This is a genomic window from Thalassobacillus hwangdonensis (genome assembly GCF_042675915.1).
Lineage (GTDB): Bacteria > Bacillota > Bacilli > Bacillales > Halobacillaceae > Thalassobacillus_A > Thalassobacillus_A hwangdonensis.
This window is the reverse complement of sequence record NZ_JBHTKL010000005.1, coordinates 155,928-182,326: the sequence shown is the minus strand read 5'-3', so window position 1 is coordinate 182,326 and position 26,399 is coordinate 155,928. Positions and strand designations below refer to the sequence as shown.

The window sequence follows — 26,399 nt, the reverse complement described above, 5'->3', positions numbered from 1 at the left end:
AAGTTATTCTTTCCACCAAATTATGTAATAAGGTCAGAATGGTTATCAAATATCTTCTTGTACTTCTTCATATAATTCCCATTCATTCATTGTTCTGCTTATCAGATTTTTAATATCACGTACACGTACTTCCCCACATGCTTCTTTATTTGCTAATTCACACAATGCAATAAGATCCAGCAACTTAGCTTTTTGCAGCCATTTCTGTGGTAAGTCTCCTCCGTGTTTGAGATAACTCGAGATAAATGGTTGTATAAACGGAGATTCCTTTACATCCTCGTACCGTAGCATATTGCCAATATCAATTAATGGCGAATTGCTGAATGAAAATTCCCAGTCCAAAATTCCAGTTATTTTGATGTTGTCCTCATCTTTTTCAATGAGAATATTCAAGGGGTTGAAATCGCTATGCACTAAAGAAGATTGATTGCCGATATCGTCTACTAATTGCGCATGTTCATTTACAAACTGTCTGATTTCATTAACCAGTTCCGGACCTAGATTTTCAGTCACAGGTCGCTCACTAATAATTCTTTCTATAAGATCCACAAAAAATTCTGCACCAGAAGCACCGTCAAATCTTTGTATAGTTAACTGTTCATCAAAGAAGCCTGGTGAAGTAAACTGGATGGCGTGTAGGCTTGCAAGCACCCTTCCTACTTCCTGGCCGGCATATACTAAGCTTTGTTGATCTCTTGAAATAAATAACTCTGAGAGCTGAGTCCCTTTTATCCAATCTAAAACTAAATATGGATACTCAAATTGAGACAATGAAGCATCATGATAAAGGACTTGAGGAACAGGTATCGTGCTTTTGACAAGTTGCAATACACCCTTCTCTATATGCCCTTTTGTACCATCATCGTTATAAATCCGAAGAACAAAATTCTCCCCATTCGTAAGAGAGACTTTTATATTGGTATTACTAAGTCCTCCGCCAAGTGGTTCTAATTTTAAAATCTGTCTCTCATTTAAAAATGGTTGTAACATTTTAGATACTGTTGATTGATCCGGTAGAATGAGAGGATTGGAACGTTCCCATCCTGTTTTCAATTTAATCACGTCCACGTCTGATTTTTATTACTTGAAAAAGCAATCGTCCTTATTAAACACTTATCATTTGAGAAAAATTCCATTCGAATTCTTAAGGAATCAAGTTGCTGTGGCTTGTTCGTTTTTCCATGCCCTCAGGATGATTGGGGACTCTCCCTATGTTAATTACTTATACTTCTTAGAATATATAAATTCTGTCATTGGCAATGTAACAAACGTAAGCCCTACCACTATGAGTAAAGGATAATTATCAATATCTTTCAAATCCGTTACCCCATCAGAAACAAATAAAATTAAGCCTGACAAAAACATTAAAACAAAGCAACTTATTCTAGTACTTTGAGTTTTAATGTGTACATCCAATTCATCTTTTTCTCCTCTACCTTCAACTTCTCCCCAAGTAATCCAATTCAAGAAATAAGATAAAGCAAGAAAACTGAAAAATATTGAACTTCCATTAATAGTTCCAAACCTAATCCATTCATAAAATGTATATCCTGCGATTACAACAAAGACAATAAACGTGAGAAACGCTATGAATCTTTTGGATTTATTCACCTTTTCCTCCCCTTTCTGTTACTAAAGCAAACACTTAAGCGCGTACTTTCCTTCCATTAATAAAGTAAAATATGTAGTAACTCAGCAATACAATTACCAAATAAAATAGCTCAGGATATTTTATGTCCTTCACTCTGGGATCGCCTACATTGAAAAAATCAAACAGGAAATTTGTAAGGAGAAAAAGAATTAAAGTAGCCCAACTTTGTACCACTGCTTTTTGTTTTATCCACTCTTTTCTTTCATCCTCTTTAGGTTTGAATATAAATTCATTACTACCAGACAGCCCACCTATTACGAAGAGCCAGATAATCGGCACAACTAAATATGTCAGAAATAAGCTCACCTTTCACTCTTCCCTTCCAAAAATTTATGGCAAAAATACTTTATCAACCGTTGTTCCTAAATGCTTCGCAATATTAAAAGCCAACTTCAAGGTAGGGTCATACTTATTATTCTCAATAGCGTTTATAGTTTGGCGGCTTACATTACAAAGCGTAGCAAGCTTACCTTGTGACACTCCCAGATCTTCCCTCAATGTTTTAATATTATTTTTCAAATTGTTATCATCCTTTTCTCACCACAGGCTGTCAAAAGTATTTTACACCATAATGGTAATAAAAACCAAAGCATGTGTCAAACACTTTTGACACATGCTTTGGTTTCTTTCCTTGGAAGCACCTAGCACTTCAACGCTTTAAAGCGGCGGGGGACTGTCCCTCACTGCACTAAAGCATTAACATTTGTTTTTCTGACCTGGAGAGGTAAACTGAAAGTAACGTTTCATAATGGAGGGAGAAAAATATGAGTAGTATTTATGATATCTCTGTAACGAAGTCCAATGGGGAAACGTATAACCTGGAGCAATACAAAGGCGACGTCATGGTGATCGTCAATACAGCTTCCAAGTGTGGACTGACACCGCAGTTCGACGGCTTGGAGGAACTTTATAAGAAATATAAGGACGATGGTGTAGTCGTTCTAGGCTTTCCGTGTAACCAGTTCGCTAACCAGGAGCCTGGCACGGCACAAGAAGCTGAAGAGGCTTGCCGCATCAATTATGGCGTCACTTTTCCGATGCACGAGAAGATTGATGTAAACGGCGAGAATACACACGAATTATTCCAACACTTGAAAGGTGAAGCCAAAGGGATGCTTGGCAGCAACATCAAGTGGAATTTCACGAAGTTCCTTGTCGACCGGAATGGTGAAGTGGTGGAACGATTCGCACCTCAGACGGAACCTGCGAAAATCGAAAAATCAATTGAAAAGTTGAAATAAATAAAAGCCTACCTGTACTAGGTTCATGCGTTCAGTTTTGGAGTACAACAAAAAACAACCGCTTTAGCAGTCCGAGGAACATATAAATCGGACTGCTTATTTTTGTTGATAATTTTCTGTCCAACACACAGGATAAATGGATATTTATGTTAATATAAGAATAAGAATGTTAACTAACGGCGCAGGTATTTTGAAGTTATTTAAATGGGGGAGATAGGATGTATTGGGAAACACTACCTAATGGGGTTTGGGTTATTTTCTACTTGTTTTTATTAACAACCTTCGCAACCGCTGTTTGGAATATGGTAAGAAAGAAAATGGTAATTTTGTCTATCCTAACTATTGCCGTTTCCATCACAATTCCAATAACAGGCATATTTAACAGCATTGGACGCCATCAGGGCGTAAATGAATTTGAACACTTAGTTAGTGAGCTCCAACAAGGTGCCGTTTGGACAGTTTATATTATCCTTGGTTTATTATATTTGATTGCATATTGGGGTTTGTTTATGTTCAAGAAGAATACTTTAGTTGAATAAAACAACAAAAAGTAGCGTTCAGATAAACATCTGAACGCTTTCAATGGTAACCCTACTTTGTTTTACTCCCTATACAGGTTACAAAACATATTGGGTTTAATAAAAAGATGACGGGCAGGCTATATTTTTTAGAGAAGTAGCTCCAGCTGTATATCTCTTGGCTCGCGATCATAGATTTCTTGATTCACCTCTTCAGCTAAAACACAGCCGATTTTCCGATAAAAAGATTGAGTAGCGACGTTTGGATGTGCACCTATATAAAGCTTCGATGCTCCCAGCCGCTTCGCTTCGTCCCTTACCTTTTCCATCAGCATTTCACCGATACCTTTGCCACGCATTTGCCGAGTGACGTGGATGAAGGAAAGCTCTAAATAGGTATCACGGCTTCCGAATAGATTCCCCTCAATTACTGCGAATCCTACAACCATTCCACTTTGTTCAGCCACGATGACAGCTCCTCCATCGTTCAGCACAGTATCAAAATGCGCAACGATGTTACGTTTGTCCTCGTTTGTCCAATCATCTTCAAAAGCATCTTCTTTATTTATCAAGTTCCCATTAGTTTGAACATGGACGTTTCGTGTTTCTTGTTTGCGCTCAAAATGATCCAGCATGTTTGCTGTAATATCTGCGGATTGAATTGATTTGATGGTTAGGTTTTTTGGCATATCCATCCTCCCTCCATTGAATCAATATCGAGTCGAAAATGAGCGGACCAGCATCGTTCCTGCGAAAACCGTCAAGATCATATGTATATCTGGTAATAAGAAGACATTCGGATAGAAGTTCTGAGATACTTGGTACCAGTCAATCCAATATATTCTTGGAATAAAAACAACCACAGACAATAGGATTGTCGGTATAAGAAGTAGCCAGTTCAAGTGAAACCTTCCTCTCACAAGGTTCCACAAACCTCTCCACTCCATCAGAATACCGAACATAAACGCCCATAAAGTCATTTTTAGAAGAGTGACTATTTGAACTGATGCCTGCTGGACCTCTTCATGTAGGACATAATAATCCCGCACCATTAAATACAACAATACAATCATAAGTAAAAGAATTGCTATACCACCTAATATTTTCTTCACACAATCTCTCCCGGATCGTTCATTTTATAAAAGTCTCTCTTTCTACTACTCCAGTGGCAATGAATAATCAATGACATACAGCATTTCTTTTTTCACATCAATATAACGGTCCTCAGCTTCAGAGGAATAATACCCTAACTCTTTCAAACTATCTTCGCCATTCATAAATAGTATTCTATAATCCGGTGATGCTATATCCCCTGTATCAGACACACTTTCGGCTCTTGCTGCATTCAATTCACTCACAAGGTTATCAATTGTTTTTGGATCGTCGATGGCTTTTATTTGTTTGTTCGAACCCCATTCATAAATCACTATACTCGTCACACTCTGATCCAGGTTTAAATTATTGGTTTGGCATCCTGAAATCACAGAAAGTAGCAATAACAATTCTATGATTAACTTTATTTTAAGCAATGTAATGCCCCTTCTTTTGAATGATTACAGACCTCTAAAACCTTGCATGCTTTCCCCTAGTATATAGTGCGAGAACCACATCAAGTTCTGCTTCATGATCGCCACATTCACTCCTGGGTGGGCCGAACTATAAGCCATTCCCTTGAAAATAACTAATTCCGTTTCGACTTCCATGTCCTTTAACCCCTGATACAGCTCAAATGCATTCGAAACTGGAATTCTTGCATCCACTTCTCCATGCTGGATCAAAGTCGGGGTACAAGCTGATTGAATATAGTTTATAGGTGATGTTGTCCTGTAAACCTCGGAATCATTCCAAGGAGTATCCCCCATATACATTCTGATATAGTAAGGGATATCTGTAGTTGCATAATGGGTGCTCCAATTCGTAATCCCACCACCAACGGACGCTGCCTTAAATCGATCACTATAGGTAGAACAGAAGGCTGATATAAAACCACCATTGCTCCATCCCATAACTCCAACTCGGCCCTTGTCTGCAATCCCCTTTTCAACGAGTGTGTCAACGCCAGAGATTATATCTTGATAGTCGCCTATCCCCTGATTTCTATAATTGGCTTTCAGAAATTCATTCCCATACCCTGTGCTTCCTCTATAGTTTGGTTCTAAAACGATAAAGCCCTTTTCAACAAACTGCTCGACAGGATATTTTTCATTGAAACAGCCAGAATGGATCGGGAAAGACGCCCATCCTGGACCACCATGGATAAATACCAATAAAGGGTATGTTTTGTTTGGGTCAAAGTCTGCCGAGGTTGTTAACACCCCTTCGATTTCAAGGTCATCGCTGCTTTTCCACGTTATGATCTCCCTGTTACTCTTGAGCTTCCTTTTGAAAAAGCTATTTTCATCCGTGATTTTTTCATTGTCGAGATAGACCTCAAAGGTTTCATTTGATGCGGCCTTGCTATATGCGAGGTGCTCTCCATTAGTAGTTATAGAAGCCTCCATCACGAAGCCATCTTCGCTCAGCTTTTCTACCGTGCCATTTTTAGATAACATTCCGACTAGATAATTCGTTTTATCCTGCCACTTGATTAAAATCCCTTTTTCCATCCACCGTAATGGAGTCACCGTGCTATCAACCTCTATTAAAGGGTGAGAGCGCTCACCTGTATTAAGGTCGTAAATCTCCAGGGTGTTGTCCTGGATATGGATCTTATAATAATCTTTCTCTCTAATGCTAGCTGTGTAACAAATTTTGCTGCCATCAGGAGAAATACAAACGCTCCCTCCAAGCAGCTTATCTGTAGGCACCTTTTTCAGCTCTCCAGTTTTACGATCCAATATGTATAAAGCTCCATTAATAGAATCGGCCATATCCGAGCTTGGGGTCGCCATAAAAACAATCGTGTCCCCATCCGATGAGATATCAAATTGATGAATATGAAAATCCTTATCGTCAGTTAGGGTGCGCGCCATGCTAGTGGAATCAGCTTCAATATAATGCAACCGGTGATTTCGGTAGTCCTTGCTGATATACTGGAAATCCCCATAGGTCTCCCTGCGCCGCTTAATTTCCTCAGATTCTTCAGCCTGAGCAACATAGTAAAGGCCCTTACAACTGGGATCCCATTTGAATGAACTTATACCTTCCTGCTCATCCGTAATTTGAACCCTGTCTGAACCATCCAATGACTCTACAAAGATCTGATTTTTCTTCTCATCCCCGACCGGAAGAAGATATGCAATCTGGTTGGAGTCTGGAGACCATAATGGAGATGCACCTTCTATTAATGGGTAGCATTCCCGTTTGTTCTTTTCATAGACCCAGATGTGATTGTTGTATGTATTGTCTTTCCAATCAGCTGTAGTTTTGACAAAGGCTACGTTCTCACCGTCTTCACTGATCGTTACGGCTGACAAAGCCGGTAATGAAGCAAGCTCTTTGATACTTAAATATGTACTTTCATTGCTACCCATATAAAATCTCCTAATCTGGTTTTAATTAATTATTGGACTTGGTTTGCTAAGTCTAAAAAGTCTTCAATCTCCAATTTGTAATTGCCCAATTCGCTTCTATTATTATCTGTAAAGTAAACATAACGGGCTAAAAAGCCATCATGCCTTTCCCACCACAAGGACTGGGACGTAGAAGTTTCCTCGTAATAAGCTGACACTCCATTTTTTAATTGGTATTCTATTTTGTCATTCTTCGAGAGCTCTTCTTGCTCTCCCAGCACTTTGCTTACTATGTATTTGAGTCGTTGTGTTGTCTCTTCGTTGTAATAGGTGAAAATGAACTGATGTAAATAATCAGGCTTTCCAATATCAATTTCAGTAGATGCTTCACTAATTTCAAATGGATAACTCGTGGGCTCCTTAAAGTTATACATTATAGGCGGCGCACTTTTTTCTGAATCGTTACTACAAGCACTTACCATTAGAAAAACAGCTAATAAACAAACATAAACACTCATTCTTTTCTTCACTCGTATCCCCCCAAAAAGTGATTTGTAAAAAAGTGAAATCTACTTAAACGGGATACTGTACCAAACATAATTGAATGTATTTTTAAATCCCAGATTTTCTGCAACAGAAACAGATGCTCTATTGATCTCCATGCAATCCCAATATGGAGTGATTCCATTTGCTAAACACTCTTCCACAAAAGCATGGGCAACTTTCTGAGCCAGCTTTTTCCCTTGATGAGCCTTTAGTGTCTCAATGTCTATCCCGTGTACACTTCCCGCAACCACGCCGGAAAAGCAGACACTTACAATCTCATTTTCATAAATAACACTATATCCTACACCGTCGCTTATAAAATCATCCAAAGAAGTCCAAAACTCTAAAATCTTCGAATGCAAGAATTCAATATTTTCATATGCGGAATCATTCAAGAGATGCTTTGTGATTTTTACGACTACATAGCCTTGCTCTATTTGGACTTCTTCTAGAGTTCTACCATCATCCTTATGTAATTCATACACCCTCTGATTGTAATGCTTCATGTTCTCGCCAAACACTTCTTCAAATGTACTGTTCCATTTCGAATGGTTCCCTATCGCCTCAAACGAGGTGTTTTTGGTATCTACTTTGATTACTGTGTTAAAAAAATCATGCAGTTCTGAGTTGAACGCTTCATTTTCTGCATGCCCAATAAAGATGAATCCATTATCACTCCCCAGCCATATAAAACCTGATGTAGGAGCGCTTCGATCATCTACGAATATCCGATCACCATTCTTGCCTTCCATTGTGGCTTTGGGTTCCAGTTGTCCTTGTTCATTTAACAAATCTTTGCACTTATAAAATTCAGTCTGCTCAAGCTCCACTATCAACCTTTATTCTCCTCTCGTAATATTCTCCTAAATTGTTCCACGTGAAACTATTTCATCTTCTTCTTTTCACAAACACTATAATCAAAATACTAACAAGTATAAACAATAGGATATAAATGACTCTTGCGTATATATCCATATATTCAACAATTACGTCCCAAGAACCTCCCAACGAGGCCCCCAAGTAAACAAGTACAACATTCCAAATTAAAGTTCCCAGTGAAGTGAATAGCAGAAACAAGCCCACATTCATATTGGACATACCTGCAGGAATGGAAATTAAACTACGAATCAAAGGAACGAACCTACAGAAGAAAACCGTCCAAGGTCCATATTTATCAAACCAGGCATCGGCCTTATGAATATCATTCTTCTTGAGACGGAGGATATGTCCCCATCGATCTGTAATCTTCTCTAATCTTGCTACGTCCAGTTGCAACCCAATCATATACAGAACAACAGCTCCAATAACGGAGCCTGCGGTTGCAGAAATGACAACACCAAAGATCGTAAGGTCAGATGCAGTTGTCATGAAACCCCCAAAGGTCAATATCACTTCAGAAGGGATCGGTGGAAAAATATTTTCGAATGCAATCAAAAACATGATTCCCATATATCCGTATTCACTCATAATTTCAGTCAGCCAACTCTCCATATTTCCTCCCGTATTCACTTGATTTAAATTTTATTTTTCCAATAAGAAAGGAGTTGCCTCAGCAACCCCTTTCTAATTTCCAGTTCAAGACGTGTGCCGTTTCGACGAATCTACGAAAGTGAACTCCTCTGTCGCAGGAGCCTCCGAGCGTTCGATAATCTTTTTCTCCTTTGCAGGCTTGATTTTCTTATATACGACCCCAACTTTTACTTGCTGGACCTCTTTGATTCCTTGAATGATCAATTGCATCGCTATGATACACAACATAAACACTACCAGAACAGTGAGGACCATCCAATACCGGCCCGTAGCTATTGCATCTGTTGTAGCACCAATTAATCCTGACCACTCATAAGTAATTGAACTTGGTGGGTCCTGCATGAACCCATCCACCTTCTTTTCTGTTCCTCCAAAAAAGATATCGAAGAAACCTAAATGAACGAAGATGATCAATACTTGTATGAATTGCTGACTGAATAGGATGGCTAATCTCGGCCCAAGATGAGGGAGGATATGGCGGAACAACAGGTGCCTGTTCCCTCCTCCTAATACTTTTGCACTTGAGATGAACTCTTGTTTCTTTATTTGTTTGATTTCATTCCCTACCAGCACCGTAGTCAACGGAATGACTAGGATCGTCAGGATCACAATTTCCAAAAAGATGCGTTCACTTAATGTCGTTGACCATTCAAATGGTGGTCTTGTAGGCTGCACTAAAATCGGCTTCAACAATAAGTAGGCAATGATGCTGAGTGGTAAGAAGTGCATAGCATCAACGATTTTCTCCAGCCATTTTTGCTTGTCAGATTGAACTCGAAAGGCATAGAAAATGCCGAAGAACATGCCTGTCAAAATTCTTAACAGGGCAATTGCCAAGGCAGCAAGGAGCGTATATTTAGCTCCGACTACGATTTGATCGAACAGGCTGTAGCCCAGCATATCCGACCCGAATAAAAACGGTCCTTCACCTGGAGGGAACGGCGGCGCGCCTGCGAATGAGCCATCTTCATTATGGTGAAGTCTAACCTGTCGGACCTGGGTTTCCGCAAATTTGGAATGGAGAAAACTATAGACGATCACCCCGAATATAAACAAGAACCCAGCAGCAAATTTCACATTCTTCAAGTGGTCCACTAATACTTTAAAAGACTGACGGAGGAATGGCCAAACCTTCCACTTACGCCAATCCTTTTTCTCTTTTTTGACAATCGGTATTCCGACCCTTTCGTCTTCTGTAATCCAACGGTCAACGACATAGAAAACGAAAAAGAACGGCGTGTAGATCATAAGCAGGGATACAGCCACTACCATCGGGCGGAAATCTTCAATAATCAGTTGCGTGATCCCGTTCATATTATAGATTCGTTCGATAATGAACAGGCTTGAAAGCGATGCCCATAGAATGATTTTCGAATGATAGAATGCGCTAGGTAAAAGGTTCTTTAAGATGTGAAAAAATAGCACGCCTTTGTACGCGAGCCCCTTACTTTTAGCGAAATCTACATAATCCTTAAGCAATTCTTCCTCAATCGCTAATAGCAATATTTTGAATAACGAGATGAATGGTAAGATGGCAAGCGTGATGATCGGAGCCAAATATATTTTCTTATCATCCAATGCTACAATTTCAAAAATCTTAACCCCACTGGATTTGAATATGTACACCACAAGCAATTGAAGTGCGAAGGCAATCAAAAGGTCAGGGACAGCCTCGAACAAATTCAAAAGCTTTTTAATAAATCCGAGAACGAACTTCGGTAAAAAGTTCGCGATCAAGGCTAAAATAAATGCTGCCCCGAAGCCAAGCGCTAATGTACTGGTGAATATTTGCATGGAATAGACAAATGGGTCCCAGACAATCTCGAAGATCGGCGTACTTTCATATGTATAATGGACGGACCAGGAATTCGGCTTGAAAAAATTAAACACGAACTTGAAGAACTCTACGGTATAACCAAATGGATTATAGACGCCTCTTTCTGCCAGAGAATATGGCGCAACACTGATCGCCAGGATGCCAACTACACCTAACAGGTAATAAAAGACTCCCCTTACTATACTGTTTTTCAACTTTTCAGCCCCTTAATGCTCTCTCTATGTACCGAATAATCACATAGTGTTTGAACTTTCGGAAAATTTAATATAAAAAAGCAGTCAAGAGCTACATAGGTGTCTTAACTGCTTGATTAGTTAATTTTAACATAAAATTACATTTATTGTTTTGTTTATCCAAATAGGCTGAATTCTCTTACCAGCGTTTCATTCTGCTTTATATTTTTCTTTTAAAGTTTCAGAGGCAATCCCTGACACAATGAATAAGAGCAACGGACCGAAATTCCACAAGAATGAATCCCCTAAGAACGTAACGTCCAATGCTGTGAATTTATTCAACAGTACGACACCGATTTTCATGAAAAACAACCCTACACTTAGCAGTAACAGTGAATCAAAGAAGCGCTTAAGCTTTGGGTGTGCCAGCTGCTTACTGTCCTTGATCACCTTTTCTGTCAGTTCTTCATCACTTCTTAATAGTTCATCAATTGTCACACCGAACAGGTCACTCAATTTAATGATGATTTCGATGCTCGGATAATTCTGCCCATTTTCCCACTTCGAAACAGACTGTCTGCTAACGAAGATTTTTTCTGCCAATTCCCCTTGGGACCACCCTATGTTTGTTCTTTCCTTCTTCAACTTTTCTCCAAAAATCATATCCACACGTCACCTTTCCTCGTTCTACATCCATTATGGTTAGGGACGGTTGAATAAGTAAAGATACATATAGTTGCACCGACCCGCAACCTCAGGTTACCCCACTGAAAACCTTGCCTCATCAGCATTTTCACTCAAAAAAGAAAGTGACCCTTTTGTGAGGTCACCGATTTCATTATGTAAACATCATGGTAAATCCATAAAGAAGTTTCTTACATCCTCTGGTAATTCTTCCACCGCAAGCACCTTCAGTCGTGCAGTCCCAGGGGAAGTCATCACGACATAAGATCTATCGCTGTATTCGAATAACGTGAATTGGGAGATACCCCGGTCTAATGAATAACTTTGAATGTAATCAATGTCTTCTTCATTGATGTGCTCTTCATAACCTTCTAACACAAGCTCCTGCACCTCTTCATAGCCGTCAGCAAAATGCATTTGCTGGTATAACTCCAATGAATCTTTTGGTGTAAATCCTAAGTGGTAATAGATAAACCCACCCACCAAAATGACCGAAAATACTAGAAAACCAACCCACTCTTTTAGTGTTTTATGTTTAAGACTCATATATTCCTCCTCTAAACCCTTTTCTTTTTATTTTTGAGGGTGTAGAGCAGAATACCTGCCAGCATTCCTAAGAGTAACCCTATACCCGCCCCAACGATTGAAAGGAATACATATCCGAACATGAAACCAAATGTACTTATGAGTGAACCAACAAGTATACCAGCAACCATGCCATATGTGATGTAGTTTTCCAATTTAGGCTTTTGAGTATTATGCTGCTCTTCCATCTCAATCCCTCCACACCTAGAAAATGATTTCTTCATTCACGATATAGCCAACGGAAGCCTCCTGCCCAATATATGAAAAATCTATCTCTTCTGCGGATACAAGCATATCTTCTGCCGCTATTGAAAAAGGAACGTAAAGAATATCCTTGGATGAGAGAGCCTTGGTACCTTCTACTTCAAGCTCGGATAGATCTGCATAAGGGACTGCATCTTTGCCACTATTCAAAATCAATGTATCAAACTGAATGCTCGAGATGTTGTTATCCAGTCCGTTAATTACTGCTAGCTCGCCCTCTACTCCGCCGTTTGCTTCAGGTTTCAGTTTGATAAGCTGCGCGTCAACCGTATTTCTCAATACCTTATCAAACCATGTCTCATGAAACACACTGAACGCCCCTTCTTCCCAATACGCTTCCCCATACCGTTCAATTGCAGAAGGGATGAACACTTCCTCATAGGCCCTCTGTACATTCTCACTTGCGGAAATTTTCCATTCGCCATCTATTTTTTCCACAAACAATTTAAACGCAGTATTCGAATGGTCCGCTATATTGTCGGCATTCTGATTCGTGTACTCAAAGATACTTGTGCCAATGACATCGGAGGTTTGGAACAGCACATCAATATCATAATCTTCTTTAGATTTCTTCTGGTAGTTTGTTTTGAATGCATCAAAATCGCTTGTAACGATTGCTTCTTCAATTGTCGGGGAGTAAAGCTTTTTAAATTTGTCCATATCCTCTTCTTTAGATGAAGTAACGAGCTCAGAATAAATTCCATCCACAATAGCTATCGCTTCCTCATCGGACAGTTCCTTACCTGCTTCTTCAGCTGCCTTAGCACCTTCGGTGGTTTCGTCAGTCTGAGAGGAGTTGGAATTTTCACCTGGCGGCTTATCCTCAGAACAGCCGAATAAGAATGCTGCGATCAATAACAATGATAGAATACTATGCTTTTTCATCATGAACCTCTTTTCATTATGTATAGAGAAATACACTTGTTCAGGGAAAAAACTTCCATTATTAAGATAACATATTGTAAGTTTGATAACTGCTTCTGTTAGAACCCTATATGCGTTTTACATGTTGAATAATTAAGCAAAAAGCATTATGCTATCAATGGTACATTTTTCCTAAATAAACTTACATAAAAAAATTGAATACGGGGGAGAAGAAATGATATTACGTAAAAAGTGGGCAGTTATGGTTGCAGCACTGACTGCTATATTGCTCTTAGCAGCATGTGGAGACAAGGGGAAGGCTGAACAACCAACTGGCGAGGAGTCAACCTACGATAATCCACGGAATCATACAGCCGAAGATTTCATGCCGATCAGTGAAGGGTTCGAAGAATATTCTGTCTGGATTGAAACAGCTGAAAGTCCTGTTAGAGATTCCAACGTCAATAAAGTGTTTGTTTTTAATAAAGGTAAGGTAACCGTTTATCAGCTTGAAGACACCACGATTGAAGATATTCATGATCTTTCTGACGACGAACTCGTCCAATTAGCAAGTGAATATACAAATAAAACGCTTGATGAACTTGCAGATACTATCAACAATATTGCCATCTCCGAAACGATCAATGAAAAACACGGTGGAGTGGTTGAGGACATTTACTTAGAATTTGAGGGCGGTGAACGATCGACTCTTTCGAGTAATTATACCCTTGATATCACAATGGATGAGTTGGGGCAGAACACCAAGGACATCAGTCTTCATATCCCGGAGGCATCCTATCAATTAAGCAGCCATGAAGTTACAGAATATGAAGCCTCAGGGTTCACAGGTGCTTTCTTTGATTATTATACGTACACGACAGACCCGAATTATAATCATACCTTGGAAACTTATTCTAGACCTTTAGAAATTCTTGAAACGTACGGGACTTTCAAAGAAAAAGATGGACACGAAATGACAGACCCACCACACCCGCAAACCTATGTACCAGATCCAATCGTATGGGAGACAACAGATGAAGAAATCACTCTAGAGGGAAATGTCGTTCATCAGAAAATTTTCGATACAACTTTTTCAGGGATAAAAACAAGCAATAGAGGTTTATTCACTCGTGTCGATGATTCATTTGTCGGTTTCCGGTTAGACAATCCAGATACGGATAAAGAAAACGTAACAATCGAAGGGAAATGAAGAGAAGGCACACGCCGGAAATGAGCGTGTGCCTTCTCTTTTGTAACTGAAAGGAATGGATCAATTGCTCTTCTGATTAAGAATGGAGCTTATTAAATACGACCCTTATTAGTAAGTCAGCTTATATACTACCTCTCCGTCAATTACCCGCCCATCCGCTTCAAAACCAAGCTTTTCATATAGTTTCTTCGCCTGGGTGTTTTCCGGCTCAAAGCTTAAGTAAATCACGTTGTGCGAAGTATCCTGTTTGATCAGCTCAATCAGCTTCTCCATCGCAGCAAGCCCATATCCTTTCCCCTGGTGCTTCTCATCGACCATCAAGCGGTAAATCCAATATTCGTTGTCATCGGCATCCATACAGTACATCGTGAAACCGACTATTTCATCCTCATGATAGATTCCTAGACAGATGCACTCGGGGTACACCTTCGCCTGCGCAAGCGAAAATACATTTGAAGCAACAAAGGCTTTCTGGTCTTCCGCTACTTTCAAATCGATTACATCAAAAAAATTATGACGGTCAATTGGCTTAAGTTCAATCATAAGAACCTCCGAAATCGATACATGTATTTTTAATTATGTAGAAATTTGATCCAACAAGTAACTATATGTACCATCGACATTTTCTAGAATAAATAAAATCAGTAATTGGCTGACCAACAAAAGTAAGGCCTCGATAATAGGTTAGGGATTCATCACCACGGAAACCACAGCAAAATACCAAAAAATTTGCTGTGGTGAAATTATTATACCTGTTAATTTTTCAAATGAATAACCCATGGATGAATCCTAATAAAGTGAAGGCCACAAGATGATCTCCAATTGCAATCATACATGACTTGCCAGATAGCAATCCAAATAACGTGTTTTTCAAATATACGAGCGATAGCAGCAATCCCACCATAAACCCGACCACAGCTCCAGTCATCACCACTTCAGGTCCGATTGATTGAATCAGTATGGCCATAAAAAATGAACTGATGAAGGCAAGGATGACCGAATAGATATACTTGAATGGACCACTGCTTTGTTGCCCTAGTATCATCTTATTACTTTCCTTCTTACTTGATAGTACGACGGAATAATAGATTCCCCCATAAACCATATACGCTACCGCACCGATGACCAATGCGAGATAGCTGATGCTTCCGAAATTGATAAACACTAATGAATTCCCCCTATTTTGGCTCAATAGCTAAACAAATCGCTTTAATGCTAGACTTGACTGACAGAGACCCTTCAACAGGATCGATTTGAACCAATTCGATCGGGTTACCTAAATACCTGTATCCACTTTTGGGAAGCCAATAACTGTAGAGTTCTGAATAGCATTCGATCAATAAGCTTCTTTCACTGTAATCCACCGCTTCTTCAAATTCATAAACCACATGATTTCCACCTGTGAAGGAGTATGTGGTCACCTGATCAGTGGTAGAAATTTCACTCTCATCCACTTGTACTCGGCAATCGTACTGGCTTTTATCAGGTGGAGTGATATACGGATTGTTTCTAGGCACTCCGAACATCAACGTATCAGGTTTGATGAACCCTCTCGCATTCGACCAATGATACAGCTCTTCCCATGCAGCAGGGATCCCCTCTGTGTATGGACCTACGCTTCTGTTATTCACCGTTGCGCAACCTGGTAAATCCATGGTCTTCACTCTGTTCAAGTCCAACCATTTAAACTTATTATAAGTATTCTTATGTTGTTCCGCTTGCTTATTATTGCTATGAAGTTTAGAATTCTTGCTATTCTCGTACTCCCTTGGAAAACGCTGTAAGTAAGCACCTTCCCGCCATTTCTTAGGGCTCGTATCAAAATAGTTCGTAAAGGCATATGTAAAATAAGACAGTGAAGTGAATCCACACATGAAGGCGACCTCGGTGATTGGAATGTGCCGCTCATAAATCAATACATGCGCAGCATTCTCCAGACGAAGCCTCTTCACATAGCTTGCAGGAGTTTCTCCCGTATTCTGCTTGAAGATTCTTTGAAAATGATAAGCGGAGTACGTAGAGACTTTTGCCAGTTTTTCAAGCTGAAGAGGTTCATTCAGGTTGTGTTCAATATATTCAAGCACTTTATCCACTTGTTTTTGCTGTTCGGACTGGATCAATGTCAAAACTCCTTTAAACGATACACATTTGTTTCGATTTTATCATGGATGGGTGGCAAATTCCCCTCTTCTCTTAAGAACTAAAAAACCGCCATCAATCTTGGCGGCTATTGGAAAGTTGGTTATGAATAAAGGTTAGCTTTTTATTTCCAACCTTTTATATAGCTTGTTGACCCGTTTGAATTGGGGATTTGTCAGGTACTGATCTCTCTTCCTTAATACATTCAAGAAATCTTCTTTATTTTCCTCTGTCACAGCAATAAATGCGCTTTCAGCGTGCTGTGGAATTTCCTTCGTTCTGCAGTTCTCCAGGTGATCGAGTAAAATTGGAAAAATCACTTCATTGTTTTCCTTGCTGACGGATGCAAGCTTCGCAAGCGTGAGGACACCCTTATCAATAGTGATCACCGAACCATTTTTCATTGCCGTTTGGATGGTCTTGAGGTGAGCCATCAGAATCTCAGAAGCCTCCTCTGCGATTGTAGCCAACGCCATCATTCCGCCCCACACCATCCGGTTATTACGGCTTTTCAACAGTTCTATAAACTTCGGTGCATACTGGCTGATGAGGGATGGATTCACATTTCCAATTTCATAAGCTGTCTTGATGCAATCGTATTGAATCTTTTTATCCTTGTTGGAAAGGTTCGCAATGATTTCTTCAATGCCTGCGTGATCTTGCTCCACAGCTAAGTGATGCGCAAGCTCAATATTCGGCGCTTCATCTTTCCGGTCTAATTGAGAAGCTAACTGGTCGACTACCGACATAGGATCCCTCCAATGTTTACTTATAACGATTTAAAATCTCTGCTGGAATATGACAATAATCATCAGGGCATCTAGTTAACCTGTCCTGATGTTCTTCTGCACTTCTCACATAGTTTGTAAGAGGTAATACTTCAACCACAATTCGGTCAGAATCAGCTCTCTCGTCAATAAACACCTTGGCCCCTTCCAGATGCTCAGGGTCTTCGCTGTATACCCCGGTTCTGTATTTTTCACCAACATCCTGCCCCTGCTTATTCACACTGTATGGATCGATGATTTCAAAGAAATATCCCATTAAATCTCTGACTGTTACAACGTTTGGATCGAACTCTGTTTTTACACATTCGGCATAGCCATCGTATTCACCTTCAAGGGTATGAGTCGATCCATTGGCTCTTCCTGCTTCAGTAGTGGTAACCCCTGGTAGCGTTTTGATAAATTCCTGTACTCCCCAGAGACAGCCACCTGCAAAATAAATCACTTCCATGTTTTCGCTCCTTTTCCTGACTTATAACTCTCGATCTTTATCGATCAACCTATCCTAACAAACTTCCATTGTTCTTCCCCTTTGGTAATACAAATGATATCTTAAAGCATTTTAAAGCATTTTAACTTTTTTCAAAGGATTTTTCATGCTGGAGCAGCCATTCCTTTCTCCGTAGACCTCCTGCATAACCGGTTAGTTTCCCATTTGAACCGATCACTCTGTGACAAGGTATGACAATACTTAACTTATTTTTCCCATTTGCATTCCCTACAGCTCTAATTGCTTTTTCATTCCCAATGGAAGTGGCAATATCCTTGTAGGTTCCCGTTTCAGCATAGGCTATTCTCATTAAATCGTTCCATACTGTTTTTTGAAAGTCTGTCCCTTCAAACAGGTAAGGAAAAGTGAATTCCTGGCGTTCGCCTTTGAAATACTCATCAAGTTGGTTATAGCATTCTACTAGAACTGGCGGTGCTTCGGTATTAAGAAAATTTCTATGATGATCTTCTAAGAAAAGAATAGAGTGTACCGCTTCTTGGGTACCAAGTATTTCTATTATCCCGATAGGCGATTCATAATGTAGTTTTTGTAGGTTATTCATATAAAGACCTCCAAAGATAAAAGGTTGCGTATGCCTGCCATCCTTCCCAACCAGATGCTAATCCCTCGATCTCTTCTATAGTCGGTTTGCACTCAAGACCTAATACGTTCTTTAATGCATTATGAAGACCAACATCCGCAAGTGGAAAGGAAACGGTATAGTGTAAACATTTCATCATTACATACTCTGCAGTCCATGCTCCGACACCTCGGATCGACATCAATGATTTCTTAACTTGCTGAGCATCTTGTTTTTGAAGTAAGCATTCTTTTGTTAATTCGCCATTTGTCATGGCTTTTGCGATACCAAGGATGTATTCTGCTTTTCTAACAGTAATTTGAAGTTCCCTCAAGTCTTCCACTTGCAAGGTGGCAATTTTTTCACAGGAGGGAAAAAGCCAAAACGTCTCCTCTCCGAAAGTCAAAGATTCGCCATAGTGCTCAACAAATCGTTTCTTTAAAGTATAAGCAAATGCCAAGTTGATTTGCTGACCAATAACTGCCCATACTAGCGCTTCAAATAAATCTGGTAGACATATGATCCGTAACCCGTAATATCTATAGGCTATCTCATTTAACACCTTATCTTGCTTAGCCAATAGGTAAAACTCACTTAAATCCTGATCCAAATCAAACCACTCCCAAATGTGTACCGCCACTATTTTACGAGAGTGATACGATGGATCGCATATAGGAAATTCAACTTTTATCGTTTGATTATCCGATCCAATTCTACATAAAATCAATGCGTGATTCACTTTTATGAGTTTATATACGAATCCATCCTTAATTTGGTGAAGCACCTCCTGCTGAGACCTGCCTAAAAATGAAACACATTGGTTAAAATCAAATTCACTAGGAGGATAAATCTCAATATGGGATTCGCAATCCGTCCACTTCATACCAAAAGCTCCTATCTATTAAGTTTTCTATACTCATTAGGGGAACAGGCTTTTATGCTTCGAAACACTTTATAAAAGTTGGAAGGACTTCGGAATCCCACTTCATAGCAAATTTCCAGGTTCGTCAAGGCTGTAGATTTCAGAAGATGAGCTGCTTTGTCAATGCGTATCCTCTCTAGATAAGTGCGAGGAGTTTCAGAGGTCTCTTGTTTAAAGGTGCGCTCTAGATGATAGGGGCTAACACCGACTTGATTAGCTATATCTTGTAGCGTCAAGGGTTGTTTATACTGACTTACCAGACAAACTATGACCGTTCTGACAAGTTCACTGTGCGGTGAATACTCAACTTCTGGCTGGCACCTTTTACAAGCACGGTAACCAGCTTTCTCAACTTCCATGATATCGTGGTAAAATTCCACATTGATTTTTTTCGGTTTTCTTGATCTGCAAGAAGGACGACAGTATATTTTTGTTGTTTTCACTGCTGTAAAAAACAAGCCATCATAGTTACGATCACAAGCGATGATCCTTTCCCACATCTCTTCAAATGAAAGATGGATAATAGCTACCATCTAACCCGCTCCTCTCTCCACTTGTCCAAGTTTTCATACAAAATGCGTTCAACGACCCTGACTATATTTTAACAAGTAATCGCTCTCCATTTCGTCCTTATTCTTGCTCTTATGGTCTAAAAATAAGTCAACAAAAAAAGCTGCAGTATTTCACCCCACTGCAGCTTTCTTTTTCTCTATACAGGTTTATTAATCAAAACGGCGCTTCTTAAATATGAAGATGGTGATCGTTACACTGAGGACTGCCCATACGGTTAATACCAGGAAATGATCCCCAACCGGCTGTCCATCCTTCAACTGTAGAAGCAGCTGGCCGAATTGCTGATCAGGTAAGTAGCTCAGGACATCAAGAAGCCATTCCGATTCAATCATCGTGCGGAAAATATCCCCCATACCAAAAATGAATAATACAGGAATCCCCATCACCGACGTTTCCATAACCGTGCGAGAGACTAGTCCAAGAATGGTTCCGAAACTGATAAATATAATCAGGCTGATGAATATAGCTGCAGCTGTGAGTAGAATGTGGTCAGGCATGGGAATGTTCCCTATAAAAATTACTGCGACAATCATAATTATACTGGAGACAGCTGATAGTACACTTTTCCCAATGAAAATTTCCGCCGTGTTCAATGGTGAAAGGAGTAACCCTCTTAAGGTATTCTTCTCTTTTTCTTCCGCGATGACGGCCGCCTGGATAAATGAACCAACAATGACCATCGAGAGGAGAATCGGCATATAGACCGTTGCAGTCTGAATCTCTTCTCCCTGGTTGAATATGAAGGCAAAGAAGAGGGGTACTACAGCCGTAGATAGCATATACGCATTTTTCAATAGATCTTGATAATCCTTCATGACTACCGCTTGAATTCGTTGAATGGAAATCATCATAACAGCTCCTTTCCTGTAACACGGGCAAAAATATCACCTAAGGTCGGCTCATTGGAATGCACAGAAGCCAGCTGATGACTGGCGATTACTTCACGAATACGTTCTGCACCTTCGTGATCATGGCCAACAAGCTGTTCTCTTCCATCTTTCAGTAAGAGCGTTATGGAAGCATCCGAATGGCTGACCCGCAGCTCCCGTGGTGGGCCCTGCAACTGAATGTGCCCTTTATTTAAAAAAGCCACACGATCACAGATCCTCTCCGCTTCATACATGTCATGGGTCGTTAAGAAAATCGTTGTCCCTTCTTCGTTTAAGGTTCTTAAAATGCGGTGAATCCTCTCAGTGCTAACAGGGTCCAAGGCAGACGTCGGTTCATCAAGAAATAACAATTCCGGCTTATGCAGAATCGTCCGCGCCAGGGTCACCCGTTGCCTCATCCCCTTCGACAGCTTGCTAACCACCTTAGATTCTTCCCCTGTCAATCCCACTTCGTTCAGCACCTCATCTATGCGCTTAAAGGACACATCGTACAATTTACAAAATAATTTCAAATTGGCCTCCACCGTTAACCGGTCATATAAGCCAGTATTATCCGTTAATACACCAATCCGTTTCATTTGCTTAGGGTCTCTTAGACCTTCTACAGATCTCCCAAACACTTGAATACGTCCTGACTGATAACTCTCTTGGGCAGTCAGCAGCTTGATCGTCGTTGTTTTTCCAGATCCGCTCGGTCCCAAAAAGCCAAACGTTTCCCCAGCTTGAATGGAGAACGACAAATCATCCAGTGCCCGCTTCCCATCAAAATCCTTATGAACATTCGAAACCTCAATAATCTCACTCATGATCATTTCCCCTTCCCTGCTTTCGCAAGTGACTACCATAAGCTTAAAAGGAACTGATCATCACAGCATTAAATCAAGCGTGAAAGGAGTGAATGGCAGGGTGAATGGAGCTATACAACTTTAAATGGAACAGCCCAAAGTCTGAACGGAGAAATTTAACTGCCATATAACGACTTGTCCCGACAATTTCCCAGGAAATATTTACTTACATACGTAGTACATCCTTTAAATCCTGCAGCCTCCCTTTGGATAATGGAATATTGCTTTTATGATGATCATCGAGAATTAAACTATAGCTGTTTCTCGTCCATGTCATCACCTCTCGAACCTTCTGCAGATTCACAATATAGGAACGATGGCAACGGAAAAACCCAAACGGCTCCAGCCGCTCCGATAACTGCTGCAAGGTGATCGTACACGGAAACGCCCCGCCTTTTACGTGCAGCTGAACCGTGCCATCCACACTTTCCACGTACTCAATCTCGGTAGGGTCAAATAGAATGATTTTTTCTTTAACCTTTGCAGGGATTCTCTCCAGATGAACCTGGATACTAGCTTCCGTATCCTGTCGGCCATTTTCAACTTCATCGTCATCCTCTTCTTCATCCGGCTCCTGCACATCCATTTTCTTTAATCCATCTTCATTCAAGCGATACACTTCATTTGTAATAATGACCGCACTTTCCATATTGCTAGTTATAATTAAGGCCGCTCCACCCTCTGCTTTATGCTCATTGATTAATCTACGCAAGATTACCTTGCTCTCTAAATCAATGTTCTGATCCGGCTCTTCCAGGATCATTAGCTCCGGCTTATTAATAAGCGCCTTAGCAAAGGATAGGCGCTTTCTTTCCGAAAAGTTGAGCTTTTTGATTCGTTGAGATTTCTTACCAGATAGATTCACTTTATGTAACAACTCATCAATGTCCGCTTTCTTATCATAAAGCCGCTGATAAAACTTCAAATACTCATTAGGTGTTAACCGCTCATATACCTCTTCCTCATGGAACACCAGACCAATCCGATGAGCGTATTGCTTCCAGCCTGAAGGAAGAGACTGACCTTCATCAAAATATGCAATCCTCCCCGTTCCCGCTTCCTGCCCGGTCAAGATCTGAAATAACACCTTGCCCACCACGTGGTCGCATTGAATCGCTGCTACTTGGCTTTGATTCAAACGGAAGTTAAAAGGGTGAAACCATACTTTATCTCCTTCGACTTTGCTGACCTCTTCGATTTGTAGAATAAGATTCTGAGACAAAGTATCACTCCTATAATGAATGTGTGTATAAGCAAAGAAAGCAAAATAGCGGGTAGCTATTTATGATACGGTTCATTCCGATTAATCTTGAACGCACGATAAATCTGCTCGACCAGCACCAGTCGCATCAACTGGTGAGGAAAAGTCATCTTTGAAAAACTCAACCCGAAGTCACTTCGCTCCAGCACCTCATCACTCAAACCAAGCGAACCACCAATCACAAACGCGACTTTGCTTTTTCCGTACGTTGCAAGGTCGTCCATTTTCTTGGCGAGTTTTTCTGAAGTCAGCATGCTTCCGTTGATTTCGAGCGTGATTACATGTGCATCGGGGCTAATTTTCGCAAGGATGCGCTCTCCTTCCTTCTTCTTCACTTCTTCCATATCCGCTTCGCTCAAGTTCTCCGGAGCTTTTTCGTCCGGCACTTCGATGATATCGACTTTCGCATATGGCCCGAGACGTTTAACGTACTCCTGGATGCCCTGCTTCAAGTATTTTTCCTTCAGTTTTCCGACGGTGACGATTGTAATTTTCATGATGAAACTCCTTCGCTCAGTTTAGTTAGCTATATTTTATCATTTTTGAGCAGATGCCGTACGGGTGTACTTGATAGTAAAAGGAGAGTGTCATATGTCTGAGAAAAAATTCAATCCAGAAAAAGCAGATAAGCTACTGACTAAGGAACGCGAAGAAAAAATACAGCCGAAAGCGTTAATGGATCGATTACAAATATCGGAATCAGATACAATCGCTGACCTTGGCGCTGGCAACGGCTTCTTCACACTTCCGCTTGCTAAACGAACGAAAGAAAAGGTCTATGCGGTCGATCTTGAGCCACAAATGCTTGATTTGCTTAGGCAGCGCGTCGAGGAAGCACAATTAAAAAATGTGGACTACGTTGTCAGTGATTTAGAAAATATCGACCTTAAGGACGATACAGCCGACAAACTTATGGTCGCATTTGTCATCCATGAGGTGGGCAGCATTCCCCAGGCGTTAAGCGAAATGAAACGGATCATGAAAAAGGACGCACAAGTGATGTTCGTCGAATGGGAAGCTGTAGAATCAGAGTCCGGTCCTCCGCTTCATCACCGTATCCCATCTGATGAACTAATGAAGATTTTAGATCAGGAAGGGTTTTCTGCCAAACTCATTTCAATGGATGAGGTTTACGCAGTGCATGCCAAATTGAAGTAACATCCAGTCACCTCTAGGCATGATCCTTCATACGTTAAAGTGGAGGTTATGCATATGGTGAATTTCGGAATGTTTCGCGGGATGGTGACGCAGATCACAGAATTCCCAATTTCGGCTGACGGCACCGGGGATGGCTGTTATAAGCTGATCAGGCTTGAGGATGGTCCAGGCGGTGTAGTGGAGTTCGTCGCGGGACCAGGGACATACTTCGTCGATCAGGCGATAGTGAATGTTGGCGACGGGGTGACGGGCTATTATGACCGCAATGCGCCGGTTCCGCTCATTTATCCGCCGCGCTACCAGGCGCTCGTGTTGGTAAAGGAATCACCTGGGATGAATGTGAAGGTCGACCAGTTCGACCGCCAGCTCGTCAGCAGTGATGGGATGCTGAAGCTGAACGTGGCCCCTTATACACAACTGCGGCTGACGAACGGGCAACCATTCAAGGGCGAGCTCGCAAATCGGAACCTGATTGTAATGTATGGTCCGTCGACGATGAGTATCCCTGCTCAGACGACGCCCTATAAAATCATTGTCTGGTGTTAAGCATAAAGAACTTCCAACGATGCGGAAGTTCTTTTTTGCTTATTGATTACTCACAATTATTTCATATTTCTCATTCTCTTTTAGTAAGTCCGCTGACCGGACAAGCTCGTCGACTTTCTTTTCAACCATCACATCATCTGCCTTCGTACCAGCAGTTATATAAATGAGTACTTTCGGGTAATTCTCCTTATCGTGCTGAACATAACTCATTCTCGCATCTGCACCCTCACTATTTAAACGGTCGTCAATGAAATCCGCTAACGCTATCGTCCTCTCAGCAAAATCATCTTGATCAGCTTTACCATTGATTTGACTTGTAACCACGGTGAATAACCCAAAGGTGATAATCAGGATCAACCCTGCATAATAGAATTTCTTCACATTGGACACCCCCTATTATTAAGAAGATGTCTACGGCTACTGAAATATTCCTGACGATTTTGTACAACCCTACACTTGTTTGTTACATATGAACAATTCAGAAAAGAGACCTTCCACACTTCGGAAGATCTCTTTTATTTGGATTGAAAAGTCAGTCATCATTAAATACTGCTTCATGATTCTCTGTCATTGTTCATCAGAATACCCCTCAGCACTTCATCGATTATCCAAAAGCAGAAAGCAATCATTGTAGCTCCTACAAAGATCATGTTGATGATGTATGTATTTTCCTCAATCAAAAACGCATAAAAAGGCGCAAACAGCAGCCCGAAAATCAAATGAATTCCAAATGCTGCATAAATCCGATTCTCTTTCGTAAATCGTCTCGTCAGAAAATCAGAAAGGAAGGACACGGGCACGCCATAGAGTAAAACATAAGGGAAGATTACTCTGAAAATGAAAATAACGCCTCCAATTATCTCAAGGCTGACACCTCCATTACCTCCAAAAACCAAAATGGCTACAGTGATCAGCGGTGCAACAATCGTAGCAATCGTCTTCCTTAGGATTAATGCTTTACTCATTCCTTTACTATCTTCCGATCATACACCATCTTTGCACCCAGGTACCCAACCGGTGATAGCAATAAAGCTAAACCTAGAGAGTATAGAAGATTATAGGTAAGGATACTATCCATATTCAGTTCGTATGCTTTCTTGGCCTCCATTATCGTACCAGTGGTGAATGCGAGGAAGAGAGTCATCAACAGAAATATAAAGCTGTAGGCCCATATCCCAATTTTAATCTTCGATTCTTGATGGTGGATAACATCGTTTTCCCCATTGATACGCCTTAGTACTTCATCAATCGCCCAAAAACTGACCGCGACAGTTGCAGCTCCTAATAAACTTAGAAGCATGGTGAATGAACTATGTTCAATCACCAGCGCATATAAAGGAGCAAACAACAATCCGAATAATAAATGGACTCCTAATGCCGTTAAGGACCTCCTTGTTCCAGTAAGCTTTCGGGTCAGATAGTCAGACAGGAATGTGACGGGCAATCCATATACGAAAATGATCGGAAAGATAACTATGATCGTGAAAATCGCTGTTCCAATCAAATCAAGATTGAACCCTCCACCGAGCAAAAGGACCAAAACAGAAATCAGCGTTGCAAGAGTCGTAGTGATCACTTTTCTCATCATCGAACCCCTCCACTCCATCAATTACTGTTATTTCCATATTAACACAACATAGGAAGGTAAAAGCCCT

Annotated in this window: 35 protein-coding genes; 5 read left to right on the top strand and 30 right to left on the bottom strand. The window is 40.6% G+C overall.

Annotation, left to right across the window (positions count from 1 at the left end; genetic code table 11):
• Nucleotides 1–45: 45 nt before the first annotated feature.
• The 3 genes from ACFQ2J_RS10205 to ACFQ2J_RS10195 form a co-directional block, all read right to left on the bottom strand.
• Nucleotides 46–1,053: a phosphotransferase family protein gene (locus tag ACFQ2J_RS10205; protein ID WP_386059608.1), complete on the bottom strand. Its 1,008-nt coding sequence runs from the start codon at nt 1,051–1,053 to the stop codon at nt 46–48.
• A gap of 165 nt (nt 1,054–1,218) precedes the next feature.
• Entirely contained in the window at nt 1,219–1,611 is a 393-nt protein-coding gene (locus ACFQ2J_RS10200) for a hypothetical protein (RefSeq protein WP_386059605.1), read from the bottom strand.
• A 370-nt stretch (nt 1,612–1,981) separates the two neighbouring features.
• Nucleotides 1,982–2,170: a helix-turn-helix transcriptional regulator gene (locus ACFQ2J_RS10195; RefSeq protein WP_386059602.1), complete on the bottom strand. Its 189-nt coding sequence runs from the start codon at nt 2,168–2,170 to the stop codon at nt 1,982–1,984.
• A 245-nt stretch (nt 2,171–2,415) separates the two neighbouring features.
• On the opposite strand from ACFQ2J_RS10195, the gene ACFQ2J_RS10190 reads away from it, so the two are divergent.
• Nucleotides 2,416–2,892, top strand: coding sequence for a glutathione peroxidase (locus ACFQ2J_RS10190; RefSeq protein WP_386059599.1), 477 nt, complete (start codon nt 2,416–2,418; stop codon nt 2,890–2,892).
• A 218-nt stretch (nt 2,893–3,110) separates the two neighbouring features.
• Nucleotides 3,111–3,431 (top strand): hypothetical protein, encoded by a 321-nt coding sequence (locus tag ACFQ2J_RS10185; protein WP_386059596.1) that lies wholly within the window; start codon nt 3,111–3,113, stop codon nt 3,429–3,431.
• A 128-nt stretch (nt 3,432–3,559) separates the two neighbouring features.
• Here ACFQ2J_RS10185 and ACFQ2J_RS10180 read toward each other — a convergent pair whose 3' ends face one another.
• From ACFQ2J_RS10180 to ACFQ2J_RS10125, 12 genes are all read right to left on the bottom strand, one after another.
• Entirely contained in the window at nt 3,560–4,099 is a 540-nt protein-coding gene (locus ACFQ2J_RS10180) for a GNAT family N-acetyltransferase (RefSeq protein ID WP_386059593.1), read from the bottom strand.
• A 21-nt stretch (nt 4,100–4,120) separates the two neighbouring features.
• Entirely contained in the window at nt 4,121–4,522 is a 402-nt protein-coding gene (locus tag ACFQ2J_RS10175) for a hypothetical protein (RefSeq protein ID WP_386059590.1), read from the bottom strand.
• 45 nt (nt 4,523–4,567) lie between these two features.
• On the bottom strand, nt 4,568–4,939 hold the full coding sequence (locus ACFQ2J_RS10170) for a hypothetical protein (RefSeq protein WP_386059588.1): 372 nt from the start codon (nt 4,937–4,939) through the stop codon (nt 4,568–4,570).
• A 24-nt stretch (nt 4,940–4,963) separates the two neighbouring features.
• Nucleotides 4,964–6,883, bottom strand: coding sequence for a S9 family peptidase (locus ACFQ2J_RS10165; RefSeq protein WP_386059585.1), 1,920 nt, complete (start codon nt 6,881–6,883; stop codon nt 4,964–4,966).
• 29 nt (nt 6,884–6,912) lie between these two features.
• The gene (locus tag ACFQ2J_RS10160; protein WP_386059583.1) at nt 6,913–7,392 is read right to left on the bottom strand and encodes a hypothetical protein; all 480 of its coding nucleotides are present in this window, start codon (nt 7,390–7,392) and stop codon (nt 6,913–6,915) included.
• Between the two features lie 39 nt (nt 7,393–7,431).
• Complete coding sequence (locus ACFQ2J_RS10155) at nt 7,432–8,244, bottom strand: GNAT family N-acetyltransferase (RefSeq protein WP_386059580.1); 813 nt, start codon at nt 8,242–8,244, stop codon at nt 7,432–7,434.
• A gap of 52 nt (nt 8,245–8,296) precedes the next feature.
• Complete coding sequence (locus tag ACFQ2J_RS10150) at nt 8,297–8,899, bottom strand: DedA family protein (protein WP_386059577.1); 603 nt, start codon at nt 8,897–8,899, stop codon at nt 8,297–8,299.
• Between the two features lie 84 nt (nt 8,900–8,983).
• On the bottom strand, nt 8,984–10,969 hold the full coding sequence (locus ACFQ2J_RS10145) for an ABC transporter permease subunit (RefSeq protein WP_386059574.1): 1,986 nt from the start codon (nt 10,967–10,969) through the stop codon (nt 8,984–8,986).
• A gap of 189 nt (nt 10,970–11,158) precedes the next feature.
• Nucleotides 11,159–11,611: a helix-turn-helix domain-containing protein gene (locus ACFQ2J_RS10140; RefSeq protein WP_386059572.1), complete on the bottom strand. Its 453-nt coding sequence runs from the start codon at nt 11,609–11,611 to the stop codon at nt 11,159–11,161.
• Between the two features lie 186 nt (nt 11,612–11,797).
• A complete protein-coding gene (locus ACFQ2J_RS10135) occupies nt 11,798–12,178 on the bottom strand; it encodes a hypothetical protein (protein WP_386059569.1) in 381 nt (126 codons plus the stop codon).
• Nucleotides 12,179–12,189: 11 nt separating this feature from the next.
• Complete coding sequence (locus ACFQ2J_RS10130; RefSeq protein WP_386059567.1) at nt 12,190–12,405, bottom strand: hypothetical protein; 216 nt, start codon at nt 12,403–12,405, stop codon at nt 12,190–12,192.
• A gap of 16 nt (nt 12,406–12,421) precedes the next feature.
• The gene (locus ACFQ2J_RS10125; RefSeq protein ID WP_386059565.1) at nt 12,422–13,366 is read right to left on the bottom strand and encodes a hypothetical protein; all 945 of its coding nucleotides are present in this window, start codon (nt 13,364–13,366) and stop codon (nt 12,422–12,424) included.
• A 214-nt stretch (nt 13,367–13,580) separates the two neighbouring features.
• Between ACFQ2J_RS10125 and ACFQ2J_RS10120 the strand changes: the two genes are divergently transcribed.
• The gene (locus ACFQ2J_RS10120; protein ID WP_386059563.1) at nt 13,581–14,555 is read left to right on the top strand and encodes a hypothetical protein; all 975 of its coding nucleotides are present in this window, start codon (nt 13,581–13,583) and stop codon (nt 14,553–14,555) included.
• A 108-nt stretch (nt 14,556–14,663) separates the two neighbouring features.
• Here the strand turns inward: ACFQ2J_RS10120 and ACFQ2J_RS10115 are convergent, their stop codons facing one another.
• From ACFQ2J_RS10115 to rlmH, 12 genes are all read right to left on the bottom strand, one after another.
• A complete protein-coding gene (locus ACFQ2J_RS10115; protein WP_386059561.1) occupies nt 14,664–15,098 on the bottom strand; it encodes a GNAT family N-acetyltransferase in 435 nt (144 codons plus the stop codon).
• A gap of 220 nt (nt 15,099–15,318) precedes the next feature.
• Entirely contained in the window at nt 15,319–15,720 is a 402-nt protein-coding gene (locus ACFQ2J_RS10110; protein WP_386059558.1) for a DUF1761 domain-containing protein, read from the bottom strand.
• Nucleotides 15,721–15,733: 13 nt separating this feature from the next.
• Entirely contained in the window at nt 15,734–16,675 is a 942-nt protein-coding gene (locus ACFQ2J_RS10105) for an AraC family transcriptional regulator (protein WP_386059556.1), read from the bottom strand.
• A 135-nt stretch (nt 16,676–16,810) separates the two neighbouring features.
• Nucleotides 16,811–17,443, bottom strand: a complete 633-nt coding sequence (locus tag ACFQ2J_RS10100; protein ID WP_386059553.1) for a hypothetical protein — start codon at nt 17,441–17,443, stop codon at nt 16,811–16,813.
• A 16-nt stretch (nt 17,444–17,459) separates the two neighbouring features.
• Complete coding sequence (locus ACFQ2J_RS10095) at nt 17,460–17,930, bottom strand: peptide-methionine (S)-S-oxide reductase (protein ID WP_386059550.1); 471 nt, start codon at nt 17,928–17,930, stop codon at nt 17,460–17,462.
• 121 nt (nt 17,931–18,051) lie between these two features.
• Entirely contained in the window at nt 18,052–18,531 is a 480-nt protein-coding gene (locus ACFQ2J_RS10090) for a methylated-DNA--[protein]-cysteine S-methyltransferase (protein WP_386059548.1), read from the bottom strand.
• Entirely contained in the window at nt 18,524–19,432 is a 909-nt protein-coding gene (locus ACFQ2J_RS10085) for a DNA-3-methyladenine glycosylase family protein (protein ID WP_386059545.1), read from the bottom strand. Before ACFQ2J_RS10085 ends, ACFQ2J_RS10090 begins: the two co-directional genes overlap by 8 nt.
• A gap of 11 nt (nt 19,433–19,443) precedes the next feature.
• Nucleotides 19,444–20,004, bottom strand: coding sequence for a bifunctional transcriptional activator/DNA repair enzyme AdaA (locus ACFQ2J_RS10080; protein ID WP_386059543.1), 561 nt, complete (start codon nt 20,002–20,004; stop codon nt 19,444–19,446).
• A 189-nt stretch (nt 20,005–20,193) separates the two neighbouring features.
• Nucleotides 20,194–20,892, bottom strand: a complete 699-nt coding sequence (locus ACFQ2J_RS10075) for an ABC transporter permease (RefSeq protein WP_386059540.1) — start codon at nt 20,890–20,892, stop codon at nt 20,194–20,196.
• Nucleotides 20,892–21,740, bottom strand: coding sequence for an ABC transporter ATP-binding protein (locus ACFQ2J_RS10070; protein ID WP_386059537.1), 849 nt, complete (start codon nt 21,738–21,740; stop codon nt 20,892–20,894). The genes ACFQ2J_RS10075 and ACFQ2J_RS10070 overlap by 1 nt, the downstream gene beginning before the upstream one ends.
• A gap of 205 nt (nt 21,741–21,945) precedes the next feature.
• Complete coding sequence (locus tag ACFQ2J_RS10065; RefSeq protein WP_386059534.1) at nt 21,946–23,001, bottom strand: LytTR family transcriptional regulator DNA-binding domain-containing protein; 1,056 nt, start codon at nt 22,999–23,001, stop codon at nt 21,946–21,948.
• A gap of 56 nt (nt 23,002–23,057) precedes the next feature.
• Nucleotides 23,058–23,537 (bottom strand): 23S rRNA (pseudouridine(1915)-N(3))-methyltransferase RlmH, encoded by a 480-nt coding sequence (gene rlmH, locus ACFQ2J_RS10060; protein WP_386059531.1) that lies wholly within the window; start codon nt 23,535–23,537, stop codon nt 23,058–23,060.
• Nucleotides 23,538–23,631: 94 nt separating this feature from the next.
• Here rlmH and ACFQ2J_RS10055 point away from each other — a divergent pair, with 94 nt between their 5' ends.
• Together ACFQ2J_RS10055 and ACFQ2J_RS10050 are read left to right on the top strand one after the other, a co-directional pair.
• Complete coding sequence (locus ACFQ2J_RS10055; protein WP_386059528.1) at nt 23,632–24,198, top strand: class I SAM-dependent methyltransferase; 567 nt, start codon at nt 23,632–23,634, stop codon at nt 24,196–24,198.
• Between the two features lie 54 nt (nt 24,199–24,252).
• Nucleotides 24,253–24,744, top strand: a complete 492-nt coding sequence (locus ACFQ2J_RS10050; RefSeq protein ID WP_386059526.1) for a hypothetical protein — start codon at nt 24,253–24,255, stop codon at nt 24,742–24,744.
• Nucleotides 24,745–24,783: 39 nt separating this feature from the next.
• Here ACFQ2J_RS10050 and ACFQ2J_RS10045 read toward each other — a convergent pair whose 3' ends face one another.
• From ACFQ2J_RS10045 to ACFQ2J_RS10035, 3 genes are all read right to left on the bottom strand, one after another.
• On the bottom strand, nt 24,784–25,125 hold the full coding sequence (locus tag ACFQ2J_RS10045; protein ID WP_386059523.1) for a hypothetical protein: 342 nt from the start codon (nt 25,123–25,125) through the stop codon (nt 24,784–24,786).
• A 173-nt stretch (nt 25,126–25,298) separates the two neighbouring features.
• On the bottom strand, nt 25,299–25,709 hold the full coding sequence (locus ACFQ2J_RS10040) for a hypothetical protein (protein ID WP_386059520.1): 411 nt from the start codon (nt 25,707–25,709) through the stop codon (nt 25,299–25,301).
• Entirely contained in the window at nt 25,706–26,332 is a 627-nt protein-coding gene (locus ACFQ2J_RS10035; protein ID WP_386059518.1) for a hypothetical protein, read from the bottom strand. The genes ACFQ2J_RS10040 and ACFQ2J_RS10035 overlap by 4 nt, the downstream gene beginning before the upstream one ends.
• Nucleotides 26,333–26,399 lie beyond the last annotated feature (67 nt).

Bases quoted from the DNA above. Each gene is read 5' to 3' on its own strand.
- ACFQ2J_RS10185 (WP_386059596.1), top strand. From the start codon at position 3,111: ATGTATTGGGAAACACTACCTAATGGGGTTTGGGTTATTTTCTACTTG.
- ACFQ2J_RS10135 (WP_386059569.1), bottom strand. From the start codon at position 12,178: ATGAGTCTTAAACATAAAACACTAAAAGAGTGGGTTGGTTTTCTAGTA.
- ACFQ2J_RS10095 (WP_386059550.1), bottom strand. From the start codon at position 17,930: ATGGAAGTGATTTATTTTGCAGGTGGCTGTCTCTGGGGAGTACAGGAA.
- ACFQ2J_RS10150 (WP_386059577.1), bottom strand. From the start codon at position 8,899: ATGGAGAGTTGGCTGACTGAAATTATGAGTGAATACGGATATATGGGA.
- ACFQ2J_RS10050 (WP_386059526.1), top strand. From the start codon at position 24,253: ATGGTGAATTTCGGAATGTTTCGCGGGATGGTGACGCAGATCACAGAA.
- ACFQ2J_RS10055 (WP_386059528.1), top strand. From the start codon at position 23,632: ATGTCTGAGAAAAAATTCAATCCAGAAAAAGCAGATAAGCTACTGACT.
- ACFQ2J_RS10130 (WP_386059567.1), bottom strand. From the start codon at position 12,405: ATGGAAGAGCAGCATAATACTCAAAAGCCTAAATTGGAAAACTACATC.
- ACFQ2J_RS10100 (WP_386059553.1), bottom strand. From the start codon at position 17,443: ATGTCGGTAGTCGACCAGTTAGCTTCTCAATTAGACCGGAAAGATGAA.
- ACFQ2J_RS10120 (WP_386059563.1), top strand. From the start codon at position 13,581: ATGATATTACGTAAAAAGTGGGCAGTTATGGTTGCAGCACTGACTGCT.
- rlmH (WP_386059531.1), bottom strand. From the start codon at position 23,537: ATGAAAATTACAATCGTCACCGTCGGAAAACTGAAGGAAAAATACTTG.
- ACFQ2J_RS10040 (WP_386059520.1), bottom strand. From the start codon at position 25,709: ATGAGTAAAGCATTAATCCTAAGGAAGACGATTGCTACGATTGTTGCA.
- ACFQ2J_RS10115 (WP_386059561.1), bottom strand. From the start codon at position 15,098: ATGATTGAACTTAAGCCAATTGACCGTCATAATTTTTTTGATGTAATC.
- ACFQ2J_RS10075 (WP_386059540.1), bottom strand. From the start codon at position 20,892: ATGATTTCCATTCAACGAATTCAAGCGGTAGTCATGAAGGATTATCAA.
- ACFQ2J_RS10070 (WP_386059537.1), bottom strand. From the start codon at position 21,740: ATGAGTGAGATTATTGAGGTTTCGAATGTTCATAAGGATTTTGATGGG.
- ACFQ2J_RS10190 (WP_386059599.1), top strand. From the start codon at position 2,416: ATGAGTAGTATTTATGATATCTCTGTAACGAAGTCCAATGGGGAAACG.
- ACFQ2J_RS10125 (WP_386059565.1), bottom strand. From the start codon at position 13,366: ATGAAAAAGCATAGTATTCTATCATTGTTATTGATCGCAGCATTCTTA.
- ACFQ2J_RS10140 (WP_386059572.1), bottom strand. From the start codon at position 11,611: ATGATTTTTGGAGAAAAGTTGAAGAAGGAAAGAACAAACATAGGGTGG.
- ACFQ2J_RS10165 (WP_386059585.1), bottom strand. From the start codon at position 6,883: ATGGGTAGCAATGAAAGTACATATTTAAGTATCAAAGAGCTTGCTTCA.
- ACFQ2J_RS10080 (WP_386059543.1), bottom strand. From the start codon at position 20,004: ATGGTAGCTATTATCCATCTTTCATTTGAAGAGATGTGGGAAAGGATC.
- ACFQ2J_RS10035 (WP_386059518.1), bottom strand. From the start codon at position 26,332: ATGATGAGAAAAGTGATCACTACGACTCTTGCAACGCTGATTTCTGTT.
- ACFQ2J_RS10090 (WP_386059548.1), bottom strand. From the start codon at position 18,531: ATGAATAACCTACAAAAACTACATTATGAATCGCCTATCGGGATAATA.
- ACFQ2J_RS10085 (WP_386059545.1), bottom strand. From the start codon at position 19,432: ATGAAGTGGACGGATTGCGAATCCCATATTGAGATTTATCCTCCTAGT.
- ACFQ2J_RS10180 (WP_386059593.1), bottom strand. From the start codon at position 4,099: ATGCCAAAAAACCTAACCATCAAATCAATTCAATCCGCAGATATTACA.